This is a genomic window from Burkholderia sp. Ap-955 (assembly GCF_011753045.1).
GTDB lineage: Bacteria > Pseudomonadota > Gammaproteobacteria > Burkholderiales > Burkholderiaceae > Burkholderia > Burkholderia lata_D.
Window position 1 is genome coordinate 1 of sequence record NZ_VWWH01000116.1, and the last position, 18130, is coordinate 18130.

15 protein-coding genes and 2 pseudogenes are annotated in these 18130 nt (G+C 69.0%); 7 read left to right on the forward strand and 10 right to left on the reverse strand.

What is annotated here, in order from left to right; all coding sequences use genetic code 11:
• Positions 1-553, forward strand: a pseudogene (locus tag F3J15_RS33500) (MFS transporter); the annotation flags it as partial.
• A 162-nt stretch (positions 554-715) separates the two neighbouring features.
• Here F3J15_RS33500 and F3J15_RS33505 read toward each other — a convergent pair.
• The 3 genes from F3J15_RS33505 to F3J15_RS33515 form a co-directional block, all read right to left on the reverse strand.
• On the reverse strand, positions 716-1909 hold the full coding sequence (locus F3J15_RS33505) for a LysR family transcriptional regulator (RefSeq protein ID WP_166896576.1): 1194 nt from the start codon (positions 1907-1909) through the stop codon (positions 716-718).
• Between the two features lie 61 nt (positions 1910-1970).
• Positions 1971-2699, reverse strand: a complete 729-nt coding sequence (locus F3J15_RS33510; protein WP_166896578.1) for an aspartate/glutamate racemase family protein — start codon at positions 2697-2699, stop codon at positions 1971-1973.
• A 22-nt stretch (positions 2700-2721) separates the two neighbouring features.
• Positions 2722-4272, reverse strand: coding sequence for an NCS1 family nucleobase:cation symporter-1 (locus tag F3J15_RS33515; protein WP_166896580.1), 1551 nt, complete (start codon positions 4270-4272; stop codon positions 2722-2724).
• A gap of 231 nt (positions 4273-4503) precedes the next feature.
• Here F3J15_RS33515 and F3J15_RS37595 point away from each other — a divergent pair, with 231 nt between their 5' ends.
• Positions 4504-4755 (forward strand): hypothetical protein, encoded by a 252-nt coding sequence (locus F3J15_RS37595; RefSeq protein WP_205191103.1) that lies wholly within the window; start codon positions 4504-4506, stop codon positions 4753-4755.
• Positions 4756-4964: 209 nt separating this feature from the next.
• The gene (locus tag F3J15_RS33525; protein ID WP_166896584.1) at positions 4965-5513 is read left to right on the forward strand and encodes a DUF3005 domain-containing protein; all 549 of its coding nucleotides are present in this window, start codon (positions 4965-4967) and stop codon (positions 5511-5513) included.
• Between the two features lie 65 nt (positions 5514-5578).
• Here the strand turns inward: F3J15_RS33525 and F3J15_RS33530 are convergent, their stop codons facing one another.
• On the reverse strand, positions 5579-6343 hold the full coding sequence (locus F3J15_RS33530) for a DUF4397 domain-containing protein (protein ID WP_166896586.1): 765 nt from the start codon (positions 6341-6343) through the stop codon (positions 5579-5581).
• Positions 6344-6649: 306 nt separating this feature from the next.
• Complete coding sequence (locus F3J15_RS33535) at positions 6650-7957, reverse strand: MFS transporter (RefSeq protein WP_166896588.1); 1308 nt, start codon at positions 7955-7957, stop codon at positions 6650-6652.
• A 534-nt stretch (positions 7958-8491) separates the two neighbouring features.
• Here F3J15_RS33535 and F3J15_RS33540 point away from each other — a divergent pair.
• Positions 8492-8938: a MarR family winged helix-turn-helix transcriptional regulator gene (locus tag F3J15_RS33540; RefSeq protein WP_046549825.1), complete on the forward strand. Its 447-nt coding sequence runs from the start codon at positions 8492-8494 to the stop codon at positions 8936-8938.
• Positions 8939-9011: 73 nt separating this feature from the next.
• On the opposite strand, the gene F3J15_RS33545 is transcribed toward F3J15_RS33540, so the two are convergent.
• The 5 genes from F3J15_RS33545 to F3J15_RS33565 form a co-directional block, all read right to left on the reverse strand.
• A complete protein-coding gene (locus tag F3J15_RS33545) occupies positions 9012-11297 on the reverse strand; it encodes a molybdopterin cofactor-binding domain-containing protein (RefSeq protein WP_166896590.1) in 2286 nt (761 codons plus the stop codon).
• Between the two features lie 219 nt (positions 11298-11516).
• On the reverse strand, positions 11517-12170 hold the full coding sequence (locus F3J15_RS33550; RefSeq protein ID WP_166896592.1) for an isochorismatase family protein: 654 nt from the start codon (positions 12168-12170) through the stop codon (positions 11517-11519).
• Positions 12171-12189: 19 nt separating this feature from the next.
• Complete coding sequence (locus tag F3J15_RS33555) at positions 12190-13230, reverse strand: 2,5-dihydroxypyridine 5,6-dioxygenase (protein ID WP_166896594.1); 1041 nt, start codon at positions 13228-13230, stop codon at positions 12190-12192.
• Positions 13231-13277: 47 nt separating this feature from the next.
• The gene (locus F3J15_RS33560) at positions 13278-14108 is read right to left on the reverse strand and encodes an alpha/beta hydrolase (RefSeq protein WP_166896596.1); all 831 of its coding nucleotides are present in this window, start codon (positions 14106-14108) and stop codon (positions 13278-13280) included.
• A 27-nt stretch (positions 14109-14135) separates the two neighbouring features.
• Positions 14136-14888: an Asp/Glu racemase gene (locus F3J15_RS33565; RefSeq protein WP_060212471.1), complete on the reverse strand. Its 753-nt coding sequence runs from the start codon at positions 14886-14888 to the stop codon at positions 14136-14138.
• 298 nt (positions 14889-15186) lie between these two features.
• On the opposite strand from F3J15_RS33565, the gene F3J15_RS33570 reads away from it, so the two are divergent.
• The 3 genes and pseudogenes from F3J15_RS33570 to F3J15_RS33580 form a co-directional block, all read left to right on the forward strand.
• Entirely contained in the window at positions 15187-16344 is a 1158-nt protein-coding gene (locus F3J15_RS33570; RefSeq protein ID WP_166896598.1) for an FAD-dependent monooxygenase, read from the forward strand.
• 170 nt (positions 16345-16514) lie between these two features.
• On the forward strand, positions 16515-17018 hold the full coding sequence (locus F3J15_RS33575; RefSeq protein WP_166896600.1) for a (2Fe-2S)-binding protein: 504 nt from the start codon (positions 16515-16517) through the stop codon (positions 17016-17018).
• Positions 17008-18130 (forward strand): annotated as a pseudogene (locus F3J15_RS33580) (cytochrome C); the annotation flags it as partial. The gene F3J15_RS33575 and the pseudogene F3J15_RS33580, both read left to right, overlap by 11 nt.

Below are 18130 nucleotides of genomic sequence, written 5' to 3' on the forward strand. Positions count from 1 at the left end.
GCGCGTGTCGTCCGGCGGCGTGCTGGCGGGCGGGCTCGCGCTGATCGGCGCGGGCAACCTCGCGACCGCGGCGCTGACGGCCAGCGGCGACTACCGGCTCGTCGCGCTCGGCATGTTCGTGACGGGCTGCGGCGCGGGCATCATGAACGGCGACACGCAGAAGGCGATCATGGCGTGCGTGCCGCCGAACCGCACCGGCATGGCATCGGGCATCAGCACGACGACGCGCTTCTCGGCGATCGTGACGGCCGTCGGCGTGCTCGGCGCGGTGCTGGCGGCAAGCACGCATGCGCGGCTCGACCGGTTGCTGTCCGCCGCGCCGGGCCTGCGCGCATTCGCCGATGCGCAGTTCATGTCGAGCCTGCTGGCCGGCGACCTGGCGCGTGCGCTCGAGCGTGTGCCGCCGTCTGCCGCCGGTGCGCTCGCGCAGGCGGCGCCCGTTGCGTTCGCGAGCGGGTTCGCCGATGCGCTGACGGTGAGCGGCGTGCTTGCGCTGGTCGCCGCCGTCGTTGCCTGCAAGTTGCTTGCGCAACCGATGCGCGACGGCGCGTGATGCACCGGGCGGCACGCGATCGGTTGTTTTGCCGTGGTGCTTGTCAACGTAGCCTGAGCTGCGTATCGACGTATCGACGTATCGACGTATCGACGTATCGACGTATCGGCGTATCGACGCATCGCCGGATCGGCCCGTTGTCGCGCCTGTCGATCGCGCCGGTCAATGCGACTTCGTCGCGAGGCGGTGGATGCGTGCCGCATGGGCGACACGCCGCGGATGCGCCGCATGGCAATGCGTTGACTGCCTGCGGCGCGTGCGTCGTGTGGGCTCGGGCGTATCGGCCTCGGCTGGCGTACTGTTCCGCGCGTCCGCGTCCGCGACTGCGCCGGCCGCCACCGCCGTCACTGCCACCGCCGCAACCGCCGGCAGCCTGGCCTCCGCATCGAGCCACGCACGCGTCGCTTCCGCGATCAGCCCGCGCAGCCAGCGCACGCCCTCGGCGCATGCCCCCGATTCGTTCCAGGTCATCCGGTACACGATGTCCGGCGGTTCGGCCGGCAGCGCGACGGCGGCGAGCGGCAGCAGCTTCGCATAGTGCCGCGCGAGCCGGTACGTGGTGGTCAGCAGCATGTCGGTGCGCACGAGCGCGTGCGCGGCGAGTTCGAAGTGCGGCAGCGTGACGACGATCCGCCGCTGCAGGCCCACGCGTTCGAGTTGCCTGTCGATCGCGCCGGACGCTTCGAGCCATGACGGTGTCGGGCACAGCTGCGGCGCTTCGGCAAACTCGGCCGCCGTCATTGTGCCGTGCCGCGCGAGCGGATGGGTCGCGCGCATCAGGCACACGACGCGATCGTCGAACAGGTCGTCCTGCCGGAACCGCGACGAGCGCGCCGGGCGATTGTCGATCACGACGTCGAGTTCGCCGTCGGCCAGGGCGCGTTCGTCGTCGAAGCCGTCGCCGAGCGGATGGAACACGAGTTGCGCGTCCGGCGCGCGTTCGCGGAACAGCGCGACGAGCTTCGGCACGAACAGCACGTTCAGGTAGTCGGGGCAGCCGATCCGGTAGGTGCGCACCGACGTACGCGCGTCGAACCTCGGCTGCTGGATGCGGATGAAGTCGATCACGCGCAGCGCGTTGCGCAGCGGTTCGATCAGCCGCGCGCCGAACTCGGTCGGCACCATCCCGTAGCGGCTGCGCACCAGCAGCGGATCACCGAGCAGCGTGCGCAGCCGCTTGAGCGCCGCGCTGGTGGCCGGCTGCGACATGTTCAGACGCACGGCCGCACGCGACACGGTGCGCTCGGTCAGCAGCACGAGCAGGATGCGCATCAGCCGCGCATCGAGCACGTCGAGCGCGTCCGTTGCGTCGGACGTGCCGCGGGGCAGGGTGTTCGGGTCTAGTGGGTCCCGCATGCCGATGTGCCTCCCGGCGACCCGATGCGCGCGTGCGACGCAGCAGCGGGCCGGCGCTGCGTCATTGTGCGAAGGTGCCCGGCCAGCCGACGATCCGCTTCGGGCGCGGCGGCGCGTACGTGCGGACTTTCGACGTCTTCAGCTTCAGGCGCACCAGCGACTCGGCGAGCGCGACCGCGGCCGAGACGCCGTCGACGACCGGCACGCCCGTGCATTCCTCGATCTGCCGGTCGAGGCCGGCCATCCCGCCGCAGCCGAGGCAGATCACTTCCGCGTGATCGTCCTTCACCGCGCGCTGCGCCTGGCCGACGATCGACTCGATCGCGCGCGCCGGGTTCTCCTCGAGTTCGAGCACCGCGAGGCCGCTTGCGCGCACCGACGCGCAGCGCGCGTCGAGCCCGGCGAGTTTCAGGCGATCCTCGATCAGCGGCACCGTGCGGTCGAGCGTCGTGACGACCGAGTAGCGATGGCCGAGCAGCATCGCGACGCTGGCGGCCGCTTCGGTGATGTCGACGACGGGCACCGTCAGCAGTTCCTGCAGGCCTTCGCGGCCGTGTTCGCCGTAGCCGGCCTGGATCACCGCGTCGTACGGCTCGTCGTAGTGCAGCACGCGATCCATCACGGCGATCGCCGCAAGGTAGCTCTCGAAGTTGCCTTCGATCGACTCCGCGCCGAAGCGCGGCGTCAGCCCGACGATCTCCGTGCGCGGCGACGCGGCGGCCTGCGCCTGCGCGGCGATCGCGTCGGTGATCGACTCGGTCGTGTTGACGTTGACTACCAGGATCCTCATTGCGACTCCGTATGCAGGTGTTTCAGTGTTGGGCGCAGGCGACCGCGATGGGTTCGCCCGAACGCTCCTCGTAGTGCCGGTTGCGATCGGCCAGCAGCCAGTACACGCTGCCCGCGATGGCCGCGCCGAGCAGCCACGAGAACGGCGTCATCGCGCTGAAGGCCGGCACGACGGCGAGCGTGATCGAGATCAGCGCGGACGGCACGAGCGCCGCGAGCGCCTTGCGGTTCACGCCGCGCGTGTAGAAGTAGGCGCCGGTCGGCGCTTCGGTATAGAGGTCGGGCACGTTCACGCGCTGCTTGCGCACGAGCCAGTAGTCGACCGTGATGATCCCGTACAGCGGGCCGAGCAGCGCGCCGAGGCCGGACAGGAAGTAGACGATCACGATCGGGCTGTTGTACAGGTTCCACGGCAGGATCAGCACCGCGACCGTCGCGCTGATCAGGCCCGCGCGGCGGAACGACAGGCGGTGCGGCGCGAGGCTCGTCAGCACGAAGGCCGGCGCGACGAAGTTCGCCATGATGTTCACCGCGACCGTTACGATCAGGAAGGCGAGGCAGCCGAGCACGAGGAACAGCTTGTTCGGCACCGTCGCGATGATTTCCGTCGGGCTGTGGATGATGTGGCCGTTCAGCTTGAACTGCGCGCCGGCGAGCACGAAGCTGATCGTCGCGAACACGAGGATGTTGACCGGCAGGCCCCAGAAGTTGCCGACGCGCACCGTCTTCGCGCTCGGCGACGAACGGGCGAAATCGCAGAAGTTGAGCACCAGCGTGCCGTAGATCGCGAGCCACAGCGAGCCGCCCGCGAAGATCTCCGTCCACATCCGGAAGCCGGTTAGCGGCTTGCCGATCGACATCGCGAGATGGCCACCGGTGCGGCTGAACATCCACGCGGCGAGCGACAGCGTCGTGACGAGGATGACCGGGCCGGCGAGCCCCTCGTACTTGCGGACCATTTCCATCCCGTACGTGAGGATGCCGATCTGCACGAGCCAGATCGCGATGAACGTGACCCAGCCGAGCGTCGACAGCCCGAAGATCGCGTTCTGGTCGAATGCGGCGAGGCCCGGCCAGATCGCGGTGAGCAGCACGCGCAGCACGACCGACGCGAGATAGGTCTGGATCCCGAACCATGCGATCGCGATCACCGCGCGGATCATCGCGGGCAGCAGTGCGCCGTAGATGCCGAAGCTCATCCGGCTGATTACCGGGAACGGCACGCCGGTCTTCTGGCCCATGTAGCCGGTGAGGTTCATGAAGGCGTAGACGAGCACCGCGCCGATCGCGAGCGATGCGAGCATCTGCCAGCCCGACAGGCCGAGCGCGAACAGCCCGATCGCGAACGAGTAGTTCGCGATGTTGTGCACGTCGTTGGTCCACAGCGCGAAGATGCTGTAGCGGCCCCATGTCCGGCCCTCGGCCTTGGTCGGCGCGAGGTCGGGGTTGTGCAGCCGCGGGCTCAGCGCGGGGTCGCGCGCGGTCGAGTCGGTGCGATGCGATGCGTCGTCCGCGCCGAGCACGATGCCCGGGCGGTGGGTGGCTTCCAGTTGCACGCCGTTGTCTCCTGCCATGTGCGGGGCGCATGACCGGCAACGTGGGAACGCTGCGCCGGCCCGGCCGCCGTGGACGTTATGTCTCGGATTTGTTCGCGAGTATGGAAGGCCGGCAAGACGATGGGAAATTAAATATTCGGTTGGCCGTCATTTGAAAAATGAATGGCAGCGGGCAGCCGCGGTGGCCGGGTGTGGCACGCGAATTGCGCGCCTGCGGGCTCCATCCACATCGACATCAGCGGAGGTGTCATGCAGCGATATTCATTTCTTCATGTATCGCGAGCCGTCTTCGCCGGCATCCTGATTGCGGGTCTGGCGGCAGGCGCGGGCTGCCAGAAGAAGAGCGACAACGGCGGCGCAAGCTCGGAATCGAGCGCACCGGGCGCCATGTCGGCCGCACCGTCCACCGCACCGTCGGGTATGCCGAGCAGCGGGGCGGCCGGCAGCGGCGCGAGCATGCCGGGCGCGGCTTCCGCGCCGGGCGGTGCGAGCGGCGGCTGACGCGCGGCTGACGCGTGGGGCGGACGTCGCGCCGGCTGCGCGCGGGTGCGCCGTCCGCAGGAAAGGTGCCGTGCCGTCCTGGCACGTGCGCCCGGTGACGTGCGTGTCGGGCCGCGCACATGAAAGTTTTGCAAGGACCGTTGTAGCGATTCCCGGACCGGCGGCGGCAGCCCTGATGCCGGCACGCGCCGGCCGGACAAGGAGGTGCAATGCAGAACGCGGAATCGAACCCTACCCCGGAAAAGCAGCGGGAACAGATCGAGAAGAGCCCGGTGAAGACGCCGGCGGCCGGCGACATGCCCGACGCGGCGACCCAGGCGGCGCAGGTCGCGCAGCGTCCGCTGACACCCGAGAAGATTGCCGGGAAAATGCCGACCGGCCTGCCGCCGATCGAGCGCGGCACGCAGGCGCCCGACAGCGACGACCCCGTGCGGCGAGCGGCCGCCCGGATCCCGACACTCGACAACGCGAACATGGCGATGACCGACAACACGGTCGACGTCGACGGCAAGGGCATGGAAGCCGCCGCGGGCGCGTCGAAGTGGCACGACAACGTGATTTATTCGAACGCGTCGCTCGACGAAGCGGTCGATACGCCCGACGAAGGGCTCGGCGGGATCGAGAGCCGTCCGTCCGGCAACATGCCGCAGATCGCGACGCGGCCGGGCTGGCGCGTACGCCATGTCGGCGATGTCGACATCGAGCACGGCGACAGTGCACGCGCCGAGCATGTGATCGTCCTGGAGCGGACCGACTGACGGCAGGACGGGAAAGGTGCGGCGGGCGGCACGATCGCGCCGCCCGCCGCAATCATCGGCGGTCCTTATTGCGGACCGAGTTCCTGCGCGGACGTATCGGCGTCGTTGCCCTGCGCAACCAGCACGTGGATATCGTTCGGCGTCACGTCGCCGATCCCGCCCGACGGGATCGTCAGCAGCAGCCAGTCGGCGTTGTTGTTGATGGTGACCGGCGCGGTCTTGAGGATCGGCGTCTTGCTGCCGGCCGTCGTGACGATCACCTGGTAGCTGCCGCCGTTCAGGTAGATCGAATCCTGCGTCGTTGCCGGCACCGCGTTCTGGTAGGCCGCGCCCGCGAGCGTCGGGCTTTGCGTCGTGATGTCGGTGCCGGGCGGGACGATGTACATGTCGACGTTCTGCGCATTCGGTGACGCGTTGAAGCTGCGCACGCGCGCCTTGTCCGACAGCAGGCCCTTGTTGTACGGATCATCGATCACGGAGATCAGCGACGTCGTGCTCGGCAGCGCGATCGTCGTGTAGTGATGGCCGTTTGCCGCGCTGAACGATTGCGCGGCGATGGTCGTCGTCGTGCCGGAGACGTCATAGCTCGCGTTCTGCGTGCCCGAGTCGACGTCGTGATAACGCGTCACACCCTTGTACGCGATACCGCCCTGGTCGAGCTTCGCGTTCAGGTAGTAGTCGAGGTTCGGCCCGGCCGGCACCGCGTTGATGAAGCGCGCCTGCGGCTTCGAGATGCCGAGCTCGGTGCCGACGTCGTTGCCGCCGCCGCCACACGCCGCGAGCACGGAAACGACCGAGCACAGGGCGACCACCGTTCGTATTGATTTCATGTTGTCCTCTCGTTCAGGGAACCTGCTTGCGATGCGGGATCGCCGCGCGAAGGGTCGCGCGGTGCGCAGCGCCGGTTGAGGGAAGGATGCCGTCCGCCGGATCGGCGGGCGCGTGCATGGCGCAAGCGATGTGCCTGCGCGGCGAACGGCGGCGGAAAGGAGGCGGGGAGGAGGCGGAAAGCGGGGGACGGGCGGCGCGCACGCGCCGGCGGGGCGGCGTGCGCGGGGTGAGACGGGGGCGTGGGGCGGGCCCGCGCGCTCGGCGCGGTTGTAAAAATGACGGCGTCGCGCGGGCGACGCGCTGTGTCAGCGGTTCACGAGCCGGGCCGGATAGGCGAGCGCGAGGGCGCAGCCGACCACCATGCACGCGGCGAAACCGTACAGCCCCGCGCTTTGCGAATGGAACGTGTCGCGCAGCCAGCCGATGAAGTAAGTGCTGCCGAACCCGCCGAGGTTGGCGATCGAGCACGCGAACGCGATCCCGCCGGCGGCGGCCGAGCCCTTCAGGAACGTCGAAGGCAAGGCCCAGACGACCGGCATGGCGGCGGCCGCGCCCGCGTTGATCAGCGAGAACAGCAGCACCGTACCGAACGTGCCGTGCGACGACGATGCCGCGATCGCCAGCGCGACGGCCGACACCATGAACGGTACGACGATATGCCAGCGGCGTTCGCGCGCGCGGTCGGAACTGGCACCGCAGTACAGCGTGGCGAGCACGGCCGCGGCATTCGGGATCACCATCAGCCAGCCGATGTGATACGCGTCCTTGACGCCCGTGTCGCGCAGGATCGTCGGCAGCCAGAAGCTCACCGCGTAGAGGCCGAGCAGCACGCACAGATCGATCAGGCCGAGCGCCCATACCTTTGGATCCGAGAACGCCTTGCCGAGCGCATGGCTCTTGTTGCCGGACGGATCGGCGTCGAGGTTCGCGCGCAACGCGTGCTTCTCGTCGGCGTTCAGCCACGGCGCGGATTCGATGCTGTTCGGCAGCCAGCGCAGCACCGCGAAGCCGAGCAGCACCGACGGCAGCGCTTCGAGCAGGAACAGCCACTGCCAGCCGCCGAGCCCGTGCGTGCCGTCGAACGCGCGCATGATCCAGCCGGAGATCGGGCTGCCGATCATGCTCGACAGCGGCAGTCCGACCATGAACAGTGCGACGATCCGCGCGCGGCGCGCATCGGGATACCACTGCGTCAGGTACAGCAGCACGCCGGGCAGGAAGCCGGCCTCGGCCGCGCCGAGCAGGAAGCGCACGATGTAGAACTGCATCGGCGTATGCACGAACATCGTCGCACCCGACAGCAGGCCCCACGTGATCATGATCCGCGCGATCCAAAGCTTTGCGCCGACGCGTTGCAGCACCAGGTTGCTCGGGACTTCGAACAGGATGTAGCCGGCGAAGAACAGGCCGGCGCCGAGCCCGTACACCGTATCGCTGAACTTCAGCGCGTCGAGCATCTGGAGTTTCGCGAGCCCGATGTTGATGCGGTCGAGATAGGCCGCGAAGTAGCACAGGCAGAAGAGGGTAATCAGGCGCAGCGTGACCTTGCGATAGAGATTGCCGTGCGGCGCGTCGTCGGGGGAAACGGCGGCGCTCGGGTGTGCGGTAGACATGGGATTGCCCCTGTTCGAATGTGACGGATGAATGGGTGGCCGATCGACGCGAGCGGACGTTCCGCTGCGCACTGGAGTCTGTATATCACGGCAATTAAATAGCGTACACACTAGAAAATACCGAATCGCACAGGCACGATTCCGGCCGCGTGCCGGCAAATGTTTTCGTGAGAAAAACCGCGTGTTTGACGAGGATTTTGATGGATTCGTCTGCACGTTGAAAGCGGGAGGAGAGATGAGGTGACATGCACAAAATTCGTGCGTATGCGCTTAAAAGTGAAGTGTGTGCACGAAAGTCGACCGAGGTGCGCAAGCACGTGCGCGGCAGCAGGGTCGAACGTGCATGGCTTGCCGTTTCGGCGACCTTCCAGGTGGGTAAGGCACAGCCGCCGGGCAATCGTCAGGCGCACTGCGTGCCGGGTGTGGCGAATCCTGATGCACCGCAACGAAGCAGCAACCCGGCTGCCGGTCGGGTCGAATTGAGGGTGTACACTGCATGTCTTTCCATTACACGTGGCGCGGGCCTGCACTTTCATGGCGTCTTCCAAGGATTCCTACGACTTTCACGACCAGGTCGGGCACCTGCTGCGCCGCGCATATCAGCGGCACGTGTCGATCTTCCAGGAAGCGATCCCCGATTCGGATCTCACGGCCGCGCAGTTCGTCACGCTGTGCGCGGTCAAGGAGCGCCAGGGGTGCTCGCTGAACGACATCGTCAAGGCGACCGCGATCGACCAGGCGACGATTCGCGGCGTGGTCGACCGGCTGAAGGCGCGCGCGCTGATCGAGGTGCTGCCCGATCCGAACGACGGCCGCAAGCTGATCGTGCGCGCAACCGCGACCGGCCTCGCGCTGATCGATCGCACGGTGCCGTTCGCGCGGCAGGTGACGGAGCGCACGTATGGCGCGCTCAATCCGGGCGAGCGGGTCGCGTTGCAGTTCCTGCTGCGCAAGATGATGGAAGAAGACGGCGACGCGTGATGCGCGTCGCTCGCGAGGGGGTGTCGCACCCGTCCGGTCGGCCGATTCGATCCTGCGACGCAGCCCGCGGCTTCTAAGCCGTGCCGGTCGCCATCTGCACGCCAGCCCCATCGGCCGTCATCAACCGGCCTGCGTCGCGTAACGCGGCCCGGACCGTCTCCGGTGTAAACGGCGGCGCGTAGAACCGCACTCCGGTTGCATCGAACAACGCGTTCGCGACGGCGGCCGGGCCCGGTACCGACGCCGATTCTCCCGCGCCGAGCGGCGGCTCGCCTTGCCTCGGCATCAGCACGACGTCGACGTCCGGCACTTCCGCGAAGGTGAGGATCGGATAGCTCGCCCATTCGCGCGACGCGACCTTGCCGTCGGCGAAGCGCACGCGCTCCTTCAGCGTGCGGCTCAATACCTGGATCACGTTGCCGTGGATCTGGTGGCGCACGCCATCGGGGTTGATCATCGTGCCCGTGTCCTGGCCGACCGTGACGCGTTCGATGCGGATCTCACCCGACACGCGATCGACGCTCAGTTCGACGACCCATGCCGACCACGCCGCGCCGAAGCCGGGGAAGCGGCTGTGCACGTAGCGCGCATAGGCGATCCCGCGGCCGCGCACCAGCCGCGACGGCTCGGGTTCATGCAGCGTGCGCCGCACGCGTGGCGTCCAGCCCGCGCGATCGGCCACGGCCTGCAGCAGTTCGGTCGCGCGCGTGTCCTGCAGGTGGCGCAGCCGGAACGCAAGCGGGTCGACGCCGGTGAGCGCCGCGCACTCGTCGACGAACGCATCGTGCGCGAACGAGTTCGGCAATGCCGACACGCCGCGCAGCCACGACGCACGCACGAGCGGGGCAAGATCCTCGCAGACGAAGCGGCGATGCGGGCTCGCGTACGGCGACACGGCCGTGCGGTCGCCCATCTCGAACACGCGCGGCTCGGGCGCGATCGTGCCGGTCAGCAGCGCCGCGAGCAGCGGCGCGTCGTTCGACGGGTAGCGCGTCGTGAACTCGTAGCCGAGCAGGCGGCCGTCACGCGTGACCGTGCCGGTCACCTGCATCAGCTGGCCGGCGCCTTTCGGTTCCCACAAATGTTCGTCCGCGCGCGACAGCTGCACGCGTACCGGGCGGCCGACCGCGCGCGACAGCAGCAGCGCGTCGCCGCACACGTCGTCCGCACCGTTGCGGCCGTAGCAGCCGGCCGCTTCCATCCGCACCACGTCGAAATCGGCTTCGTCGCGCGCGACGAGCGTCGCGAGGTCGTAACGCAGCGACACGGGATTCTGCGTGCCGGACCACACGGTGATCCGGCCGTTGCCCGGCTCGCGATAGTCGGCGAGCGCGCATGACGGGCCGATCGAGCCGTGCATCTGGAACGGCCACGCATAGGTGCGCGACAGCGTGATCGTGTCGGGCTGCGCACGCGCCGCGTCGACGTCGCCTTCGTCGAGCAGCACGCGGCGTTTGGCCGGCGCGGCGGCGATCGCGGCAGCCGGTTCGTCGAGCGGCGGCAGCGCGGGGAGCGGACGCCACGTCACGCGCAGCTGGCGCGCTGCGCGGATCGCGTGTTCCTCGCGTTCGGCCACCACGCCGACGAAATCGCCGATCGCGACGACGGCCACGAGCCCCGGCACGTCGGCCACCGATGCGCGATCGACGTCGATCAGCGCATCACCGACGAACGAACCGCTGTCATGCCCCGCATAGGGCGGCCGAACGACGCGGCCGTGCAGCATGCCCGGCACGCGCATGTCGTGCACGAACGTGAGCTGGCCGGTTGCCTTCGCGGGCAGGTCAACGCGCGGCGACGATTTGCCGACGATCCGGTACAGGGCCGGATCTTTCGTGCGAGTGTTCAGGTCCAGCGTCAGCGCGATCCGGTGCGCGGCGACGAGCGCGGCGAACGTGATCACCTGTCCATCGAACGAAATCGCTCCATCGTCGACGGCCAGCCGTTCCGCATCGACGCCGAACCGCTCGGCGGCGAGCGCCAGCAGTGTGTGACGCGCCTGCGCGGCAGCGCAGCGCAGCGGCGTCGCGGAAATCTGGATCGTCGCGCTCGCGATGGTCGGGCCCTGGTTCGGGGTCGCGGCCGTGTCGCCGAGCACCATCGTCACGCGCGCGGCCGGCACGTCGAGTTCCTCGGCGACGATCTGCGCGAGCGACGTGCGGATGCCGGTGCCGAGATCGACGTGGCCGTTGAACGCGAGGATGCGGCCGTCGTCGAGAATCGCGACGAACACTTCCGGCAGCGCCGGCACGTAGGACGACAGGCTGCCCGGCTGACCGGGCGCCGGCTTGACGGGCGGCGCGGGCGGCCGGATGACGGTCAGGCAGCCGTTGCGCGCGAGCAGTTCGGAGCGGTTCACGGATGAAGGGTCCTGTCGAGGGAGCGGCGGCGCGCGGCCCGATGCGGCGTACGCGGGGCGACGCGGCGGGCGCCCCGGGCGTCCTGTTCGCGGTGTGCGTGAGGCGCCATGACGGTGACCGTCGCGAGCGCGCGCGTCCCCAATCTAGGTCGCCAAAAGCGCAGCGTCAATCGCGCTGGCAGGCGTCGGCCGGTCACGCCGCCGGCCCGCCGCGACGATTCAGCGTGCGCGCGCCTGCACCGCATCGATGGCCGCGATCGCGTCGTCGAGCGGCATCACGGCCGCGTATTTCTGCTGCATGTCGAACAGGTTCGCGTCGTGCGGCGCGATCGCACGATCGCCGACACAGTCGGCGAGCACGAGCGGGCGGAACCCGTGCGACATCGCATCGACGACGCTCGCGCGCACGCAGCCGCTCGTCACGGCTCCCGCGACGAGCAGCGTCTGCACCGCGCGCTGCGCGAGCCACGGCGCCAGCTGCGTGCCGAAGAACGCCGACGGCACGGTCTTGCGCACGACGAGTTCGCCCGGCGCGGGCGTGAGTTCGGGCACGATCGCGCTGTTCGGGTGGTGCTCGGTCAGCGTCGCCATGCCGGGCACCTTCAGCGAGAACACGTTGTCGTCGCTGCCGTCTTCCGCATACACGATGCGGCTGTGCGCGACGGGCCAGCCGCGTTCGCGCGCGAGCGCGAGCGCACGCGTCGTGCGCGCGATCGCCGGCGCGATGTTGCCGCCGCCGAACGTCGCGGGATCGGCGAAGCCGACCACGAAATCGACGATCAGCAGGCCGATGTTGCCGTGCGGCGGCAGCGGCGTGCCGAAGCCCTGCTGGCGATAGACGTTCGCTTCGGCGTGACGGGAAAGATCGTTCATGGTGTCGGTCGCTCGTCGGTCAGGCGGGTTGGTCGGTCACGCGGCCGTCGCGCACGACGATCGCGCCGTCGAGCTCGACCGTGCAGCGGCGCAGCGGGATGTCGATATGGCAGGTGGTCGTGCGGTTGCCGCCGCCTTCGTTGTTCGGGCCGAGCGAGAACAGGAAGTTGCCCTCGAACGCGCGCGCGTCCATCCCGATCGTCGCCTCGCGGTCGTACAGCCCGAGCGTCGACCAGCGCGCACGCGGCTGCAGCCCCCAGCCGATATGCGAGATCGCATAGCCTTCGGGGTCGGCGAAGGTCTCCATGTAGTCGCGCAGCAGATCGGCGTCGACGCCGCCTTCGATGCGCGTCGCATAGCCGCCTTCGACGGTCAGCGCGATCGGTTCGCGCACGTAGTGCTTCTGCGGCAGCAGGATGTCGCCGCGGTCGATCACGATCGTGCCGCGCGCGGTGCGGTCGTTCGGGTAGGTCAGCGCGAAGCCGCTCGGCCAGTGGTCCCAGCGGCCCGGCGCGTCGACGAAGCCGTATTCGGCCGTCGGCGGGAACTCGCCGAGCGGGCACACGAGCGCGGTGCCGGCCGCCGACGTCACGCGCATCTCGCGGGCGGCGGCGATCCGTTTCGCCGCGGCGAGCACGCGCGTGCGGTCGGCCAGCGTCGGCACCATCCGCACGAGCACTTCGGGCGGCTCGACCGCGAGCAGGATCTTCGTGCCGGACTTCAGGATGTCGTGCTGCTCGGGCGAAAACAGCAGCGTCATCAGGTCGAGCACGAGGTCGCTCTCGCGCAGCGCAGCGATCGCGGCCTTGTTGCCGGTCAGCGGCGTCGTGCCGAGATACGCGAGCGGGTCGCGGCTGAACGCCTTGTCGCCGTTCACCGGCGGCAGGTCAAGGCGGTTGACGATCGCGCCCATCGTTTGCGTCGCGATCAGCGCGCACGACAGCGTCTGCGGATGGGTGGCCGCGCTCGTCAGGATCGTGACGGTCTGGCCCGGTTCGAGGCGCGACAGCGTGAGGACCTGCTTCCACGCGTCGATCAGTTGGGAATCGCTGACTGGCATCGTCGGCTCCGGTAAAAGCGTGAAGGAAAGGGGCGGGCGCCGCGCGTTCAGGCCGCGAGCGGCGCGCCGAGGAAGTCGCCGAACGCCGCGTAGAAACCCGGTGCGTTGTCCCACGGAATCATGTGGCCGGCGTCGGGCACGCGCACGTGCCGCATCGACGGCGTCGCGCGCTGCAGTTCGGCGACATCGTCGTCGCGCACCACGTCGCCGCGTTCGGCCGTGATCAGCAGCGACGGCACGGCCAACTGCGCGGCGTCCGCGTGGAAATCGTCGGTATGAAAGCCTTCGTACGACGCGCGCACAGCGCGCTCGTCGCAGGTATGCAGCCATTCGGCGCGCAACTGCAGTTCGGCGTCGGTCCAGGTCGGGCAGAACGCGCGCATGCCTTCGGCGTCGGTGCCGGCGCGCGCGAGCGCCATCGAGTCGATGTACCACGGCAGCTTGCCCGGATAGTCGCGGCGGTTCGGGCCCGACACGGGCGGATCGACGAGCACGACCGATTCGAGCCCGTGGATGCCGCGCCGTGCGGCCCGCGCGGCGATCCGCGCGCCCATCGAATGGCCGACGAGGCTCGTGCGCGGCAGGCCGAGCGCGGCGACGAGGGCCGCGACGTCGTCGGCCTGTGCGTCGAGACTGTAGTCGAGCGACGGCGACGCGTCGGACAGCCCGCGGCCGCGCACGTCGAGCACGTAGGTATCGAACGCCGCACCGAATACTTCGCCGACGAAACCCCACGTGATCGCGGGGCTCGTGATGCCGGGAATCAGCACGATCGCCGGGCGCGAAGCGCGCGCGCCGGTCGCGCCGCCGTAGCGCAGGTAGTGCTGGCGGATGCCGTTCGCGCGGATGTTCGCGCCATACAGGAAAGTCGAGGGCATGAAGGGACTCCGTCGGAAGGGGCGCGCTCAGTACGCGCCGGACAGCAGCGCGCCGGCGCCGGGCACGATCGGCTCGAGGTCGAGTTCGCGCAGCATCGCGTAGGTCGTCGCGATCGCGGCCGTGATCACGGGCTTGCCCGTCATCGCCTCGACCTTCGCGACGGCCGGCAGCGACGGCATCTGCACGCAGGCGGACAGCACGATCGCATCGGCGTCCTGGTACGGCAGCGTCTTCACGATGTCGGGCAGGCGCGCCGGATCGTGGCGGCCGACGTCGAGGTTGTCGGGGATCTCCAGCGCGCGGTACGCAAGCACGTCAAAGCCTTCGTTGCGGATGTAGTCGACCACGAGTTCGGTCAGTGGCAGCATGTACGGCGCGACGACGACGATCCGCTTCGCGCCGATCACCTTCAATGCGTCGACGAGCGCGCCCGCACTCGTCAGCACCGGTGCCTGTGCGCCGTTGTCCGCCGTGTGCTTCGTCAGGCGCGCCTGCGACACGCGGTGATAGCCGTGCCCCATCGCCATGATCGCGACGAGGCACGCGTAGCCGAGCACGTCGACGCGCGCATCGCTCAGTTCCACCGCGCAGCGGTCGGATTCGGCGTCCATCGCCGCGAGTTCTTCCTTGACGACCTTCTTCATCCGCATCCGGCTCGAGTGATACGTGAAGCGCTCGGGACGGATCGCTTCGCGCAGCCGCAGCATCGCGGGAATCTCCGTTTCCATAGTCGTGTTGGAACTCGGCACGATCTGGCCGATGCGGTAGGTCTTGCTCATGACGGGAGGCTCCGTGTCGGTAAGGATGGGGCGGCACGCGGGTGCGGGATCGCCGGATGTCGAGTAAAGTCTAGTGTGTACATTTGAAAATGACAATGAATAAAAATGACGTCTATCGTGCGTCCATCGCTTGATGGTGCGGATATTCATGGATTAATTGGTGTTTTCCCGAATGTGGTTGCTGGAGACGACAATCCGCTTGTCCTGAATAAATTGAGTGTGTACGCTACATAAACGCCATTCAATCCGCCCGTTCTCGCGCCGCGTTCGGCGACGGGCCCACGATCAGGAGATCCGCATGAGCACACCCCGTATCGCAATCATCGGCGCCGGTCTCGGCGGCACGGCCGCCGCGGCGCTGCTTCAGCGCGGCGGCTACGACGTCGCGCTGTACGAGCAGGCGCCGGCGTTCTCGCGCCTCGGCGCGGGTATCCACCTCGGCCCGAACGTGATGAAGATCATGCGGCGCATCGGCTGCGAGGACGCGCTGGAGACGATGGGTTCGCATCCGGATTGCTGGTACAGCCGCGACTGGCAGACGGCCGACGTGCTCGCGCAGATCCCGCTCGGCGACTACGCGCGCAAGGCGTACGGCGCGAGCTACCTGACCGTGCATCGCGGCGATTTCCATGCATTGATGACGCAGGCGGTGACGCCCGGCACGATCCGCTTCGGCAAGCGGCTCGCGGCGGTGGAGGACACCGGCGACGCGGTGCGCCTGACGTTCACCGACGGCAGCGTCGAGACCGCCGACATCGTGATCGGCGCGGACGGCGTGAATTCGCGGATCCGCGAGCACCTGCTCGGCGCGGAACCGCCGCGCTACACGGGCTACGTCGCGCACCGCGCGGTGTTCCCGGCGTCGCTGCTCGGCAACAAGCCGTACGACATGTGCGTGAAGTGGTGGTCGGAGGATCGCCACATGATGGTCTACTACGTGACCGAGAAGCGTGACGAGTATTACTACGTGACCGGCGTGCCGCAGGCCGAATGGCCCGAAGGCGTGTCGATGGTCGACAGCAGCCGCGACGAAATGCGCGAGGCGTTCGCGGGTTTCCATGCCGACATCCAGCACCTGATCGACGTGTCGCCGTCGATCACCAAGTGGCCGTTGCTCGAGCGCGATCCGTTGCCGTTGTGGAGCCGCGGCCGCCTCGTGCTGCTCGGCGACGCATGCCATCCGATGAAGCCGCACATGGCGCAGGGCGCGGCGATGGCGATCGAGGATGCCGCGATGCTCGCGCGCTGCCTCGACGAAGTCGGCATCGGCGACTACGCGGGCGCATTCGCGCTGTACGAGGCGAATCGCGCGGCGCGTGCGTCGAAGGTGCAGCTCGTGTCGCACAACAACACATGGCTGCGCACGAACGAGGATCCGTCGTGGGTGTTCGGCTACGACGTGTTCGACGTGCCGCTCATCTCGCCGTCGCGCAACAGCGTCGCGGCCGCGGCCTGACGCGTACGCGGTGCCCGCGCCGGCCGGCGCTTTGCCGTCGCGAGCGCCGCTGCGCCGGTACGCGTGTTTTTCGGCGTGTTATATGTCAGGCGCGCGCCGGCGGGCGCACACCGGTGGCAGTGCCCGCAGCCGGTCGCCCCCGGCCCGCGCGCCGCATTCCGGATCCATTCATGTCCCATCCCGCTTCTCCGTCGCGGCCGCTGGCGTTTCGCGTGAACGGCACGCCGCATACCTTCGTCGAGGCTGCGCCCGACGCGCCGCTGCTGCTGGTCCTGCGCAACGACTGCGCGCTCAACGGCCCGAAGTACGGCTGCGGGCTCGGGCAGTGCGGCGCCTGTACGGTGCTGGTCGACGGGCAGGCGACGCGTTCGTGCGTCGTGCCGGCCGCCGCCGCGAGCGGGCGCGACGTCACGACGCTGGAAGGGCTCGGGTTGCACGACGCGCCGCATCCGATCCAGCGCGCGTTCATCGACGAGCAGGCCGCGCAGTGCGGCTATTGCCTGAACGGGATGATCATGAGCACGAAGGCGCTGCTCGACCAAAATCCGTCGCCGGACGACGCGGCGATCCGCGATGCGTTGCGCTTCAATCTTTGCCGCTGCGGCACGCATCTGGAGATCATCCGGGCCGTGCATCGCGCGGCACGCTACCTGCGAGGCGGCGATGAAGCCTGACACGGGCTTGCCCCTCGCGCCGGAGCACGTGACGGGCGCCGAGCCGCGCGATGAAGCCGGCACCGACGCATTGCGCGCACACCGCGCGCGCTACACCTGGCCGATCGGCGACGCGCATGCAGACGCACAGGTATCGTTCGACGTCGAAACGCGGACCGCGTCCGACGGGCGGATGACGACCTGGCGTTATCGCGCGCAGGCGGCTACGGACGATCGTCACGCGCCGCACGATGCGAAGACCGAACGAGCGGATACCGTCCCCGTCGCGCCGTTCGTCTACCGGCACGCACAGACGTCGATCGAACTCGCCGATGCAGGTCACACGATTCCCGGGCACGCGCACGTATTCGCGCGCGAATCCTTCGTCGACGAACTCGCGGGCGCGTTGCGGCGCGATCCGGTTGCGTTGCGCCTGCAGCATCTCGATGCGGCGCGGGACGCCGGGCCGCGCGAGATCATCCGGATGGTCAGCGAGCGTGCGGCATGGGGCGCACCGGCCGCGGTCGACCCGGGTGCCCATGCGCGCCTGAGCGGGCGTGGCTTCGCTTTCGATGGCGCCGCGGCACCGTCCGGCAACACACCGCCGGACGCTGACGCGACAGGCGACGGCGATGCGCGCTGGTCCGCATGGGTCGTCGATCTCGACGTCGACCGCGCGACGGGCGACGTCGCGGTGCGGCGCGTCGTGGCCGGCCAGGGTGCCGGCGAACCGGGCGACGCGTCGATGGCCGGCTTGCCCGCATGGCAGATCGAGGCAGCGATTTCGCGCGTGATGGGCGCGCGCCTGTCCGCGCGGCCCGCGCACGACGAAACCGGCATGGGGGCGCAGCCGGATGCGATCGCTCATGAACTGATTGCATTCGACGACATGGCCCATCGCGTGCACGGCGAGCTGTCCGTGCACGATCCGCGCCGGATCGAGCAGGCGGCGGCGCCCGCAGCGGCGGCGATCGCGAACGCACTGTACGACGCGACGGGCGTGCGGTTTCGCGCACCGCCGTTCGACGCCGAGCGCATTCGCGCGGCGCTCGCGCGACCGGTGCCGGCCGATTCCGCGGAAGCGGGGCGCAGCGACCCGCGTCGCGCATCGCGCTGGCGCCGCTGGCTGGCAG

Excerpts from the sequence above, each read along its gene's own strand:
- F3J15_RS33505 (WP_166896576.1), bottom strand. The coding sequence starts at position 1,909 with ATGCGGGACCCACTAGACCCGAACACCCTGCCCCGCGGCACGTCCGAC.
- F3J15_RS33510 (WP_166896578.1), bottom strand. The coding sequence starts at position 2,699 with ATGAGGATCCTGGTAGTCAACGTCAACACGACCGAGTCGATCACCGAC.
- F3J15_RS33515 (WP_166896580.1), bottom strand. The coding sequence starts at position 4,272 with ATGGCAGGAGACAACGGCGTGCAACTGGAAGCCACCCACCGCCCGGGC.
- F3J15_RS37595 (WP_205191103.1), top strand. The coding sequence starts at position 4,504 with ATGCAGCGATATTCATTTCTTCATGTATCGCGAGCCGTCTTCGCCGGC.
- F3J15_RS33525 (WP_166896584.1), top strand. The coding sequence starts at position 4,965 with ATGCAGAACGCGGAATCGAACCCTACCCCGGAAAAGCAGCGGGAACAG.
- F3J15_RS33530 (WP_166896586.1), bottom strand. The coding sequence starts at position 6,343 with ATGAAATCAATACGAACGGTGGTCGCCCTGTGCTCGGTCGTTTCCGTG.
- F3J15_RS33535 (WP_166896588.1), bottom strand. The coding sequence starts at position 7,957 with ATGTCTACCGCACACCCGAGCGCCGCCGTTTCCCCCGACGACGCGCCG.
- F3J15_RS33540 (WP_046549825.1), top strand. The coding sequence starts at position 8,492 with ATGGCGTCTTCCAAGGATTCCTACGACTTTCACGACCAGGTCGGGCAC.
- F3J15_RS33550 (WP_166896592.1), bottom strand. The coding sequence starts at position 12,170 with ATGAACGATCTTTCCCGTCACGCCGAAGCGAACGTCTATCGCCAGCAG.
- F3J15_RS33555 (WP_166896594.1), bottom strand. The coding sequence starts at position 13,230 with ATGCCAGTCAGCGATTCCCAACTGATCGACGCGTGGAAGCAGGTCCTC.
- F3J15_RS33560 (WP_166896596.1), bottom strand. The coding sequence starts at position 14,108 with ATGCCCTCGACTTTCCTGTATGGCGCGAACATCCGCGCGAACGGCATC.
- F3J15_RS33565 (WP_060212471.1), bottom strand. The coding sequence starts at position 14,888 with ATGAGCAAGACCTACCGCATCGGCCAGATCGTGCCGAGTTCCAACACG.
- F3J15_RS33570 (WP_166896598.1), top strand. The coding sequence starts at position 15,187 with ATGAGCACACCCCGTATCGCAATCATCGGCGCCGGTCTCGGCGGCACG.
- F3J15_RS33575 (WP_166896600.1), top strand. The coding sequence starts at position 16,515 with ATGTCCCATCCCGCTTCTCCGTCGCGGCCGCTGGCGTTTCGCGTGAAC.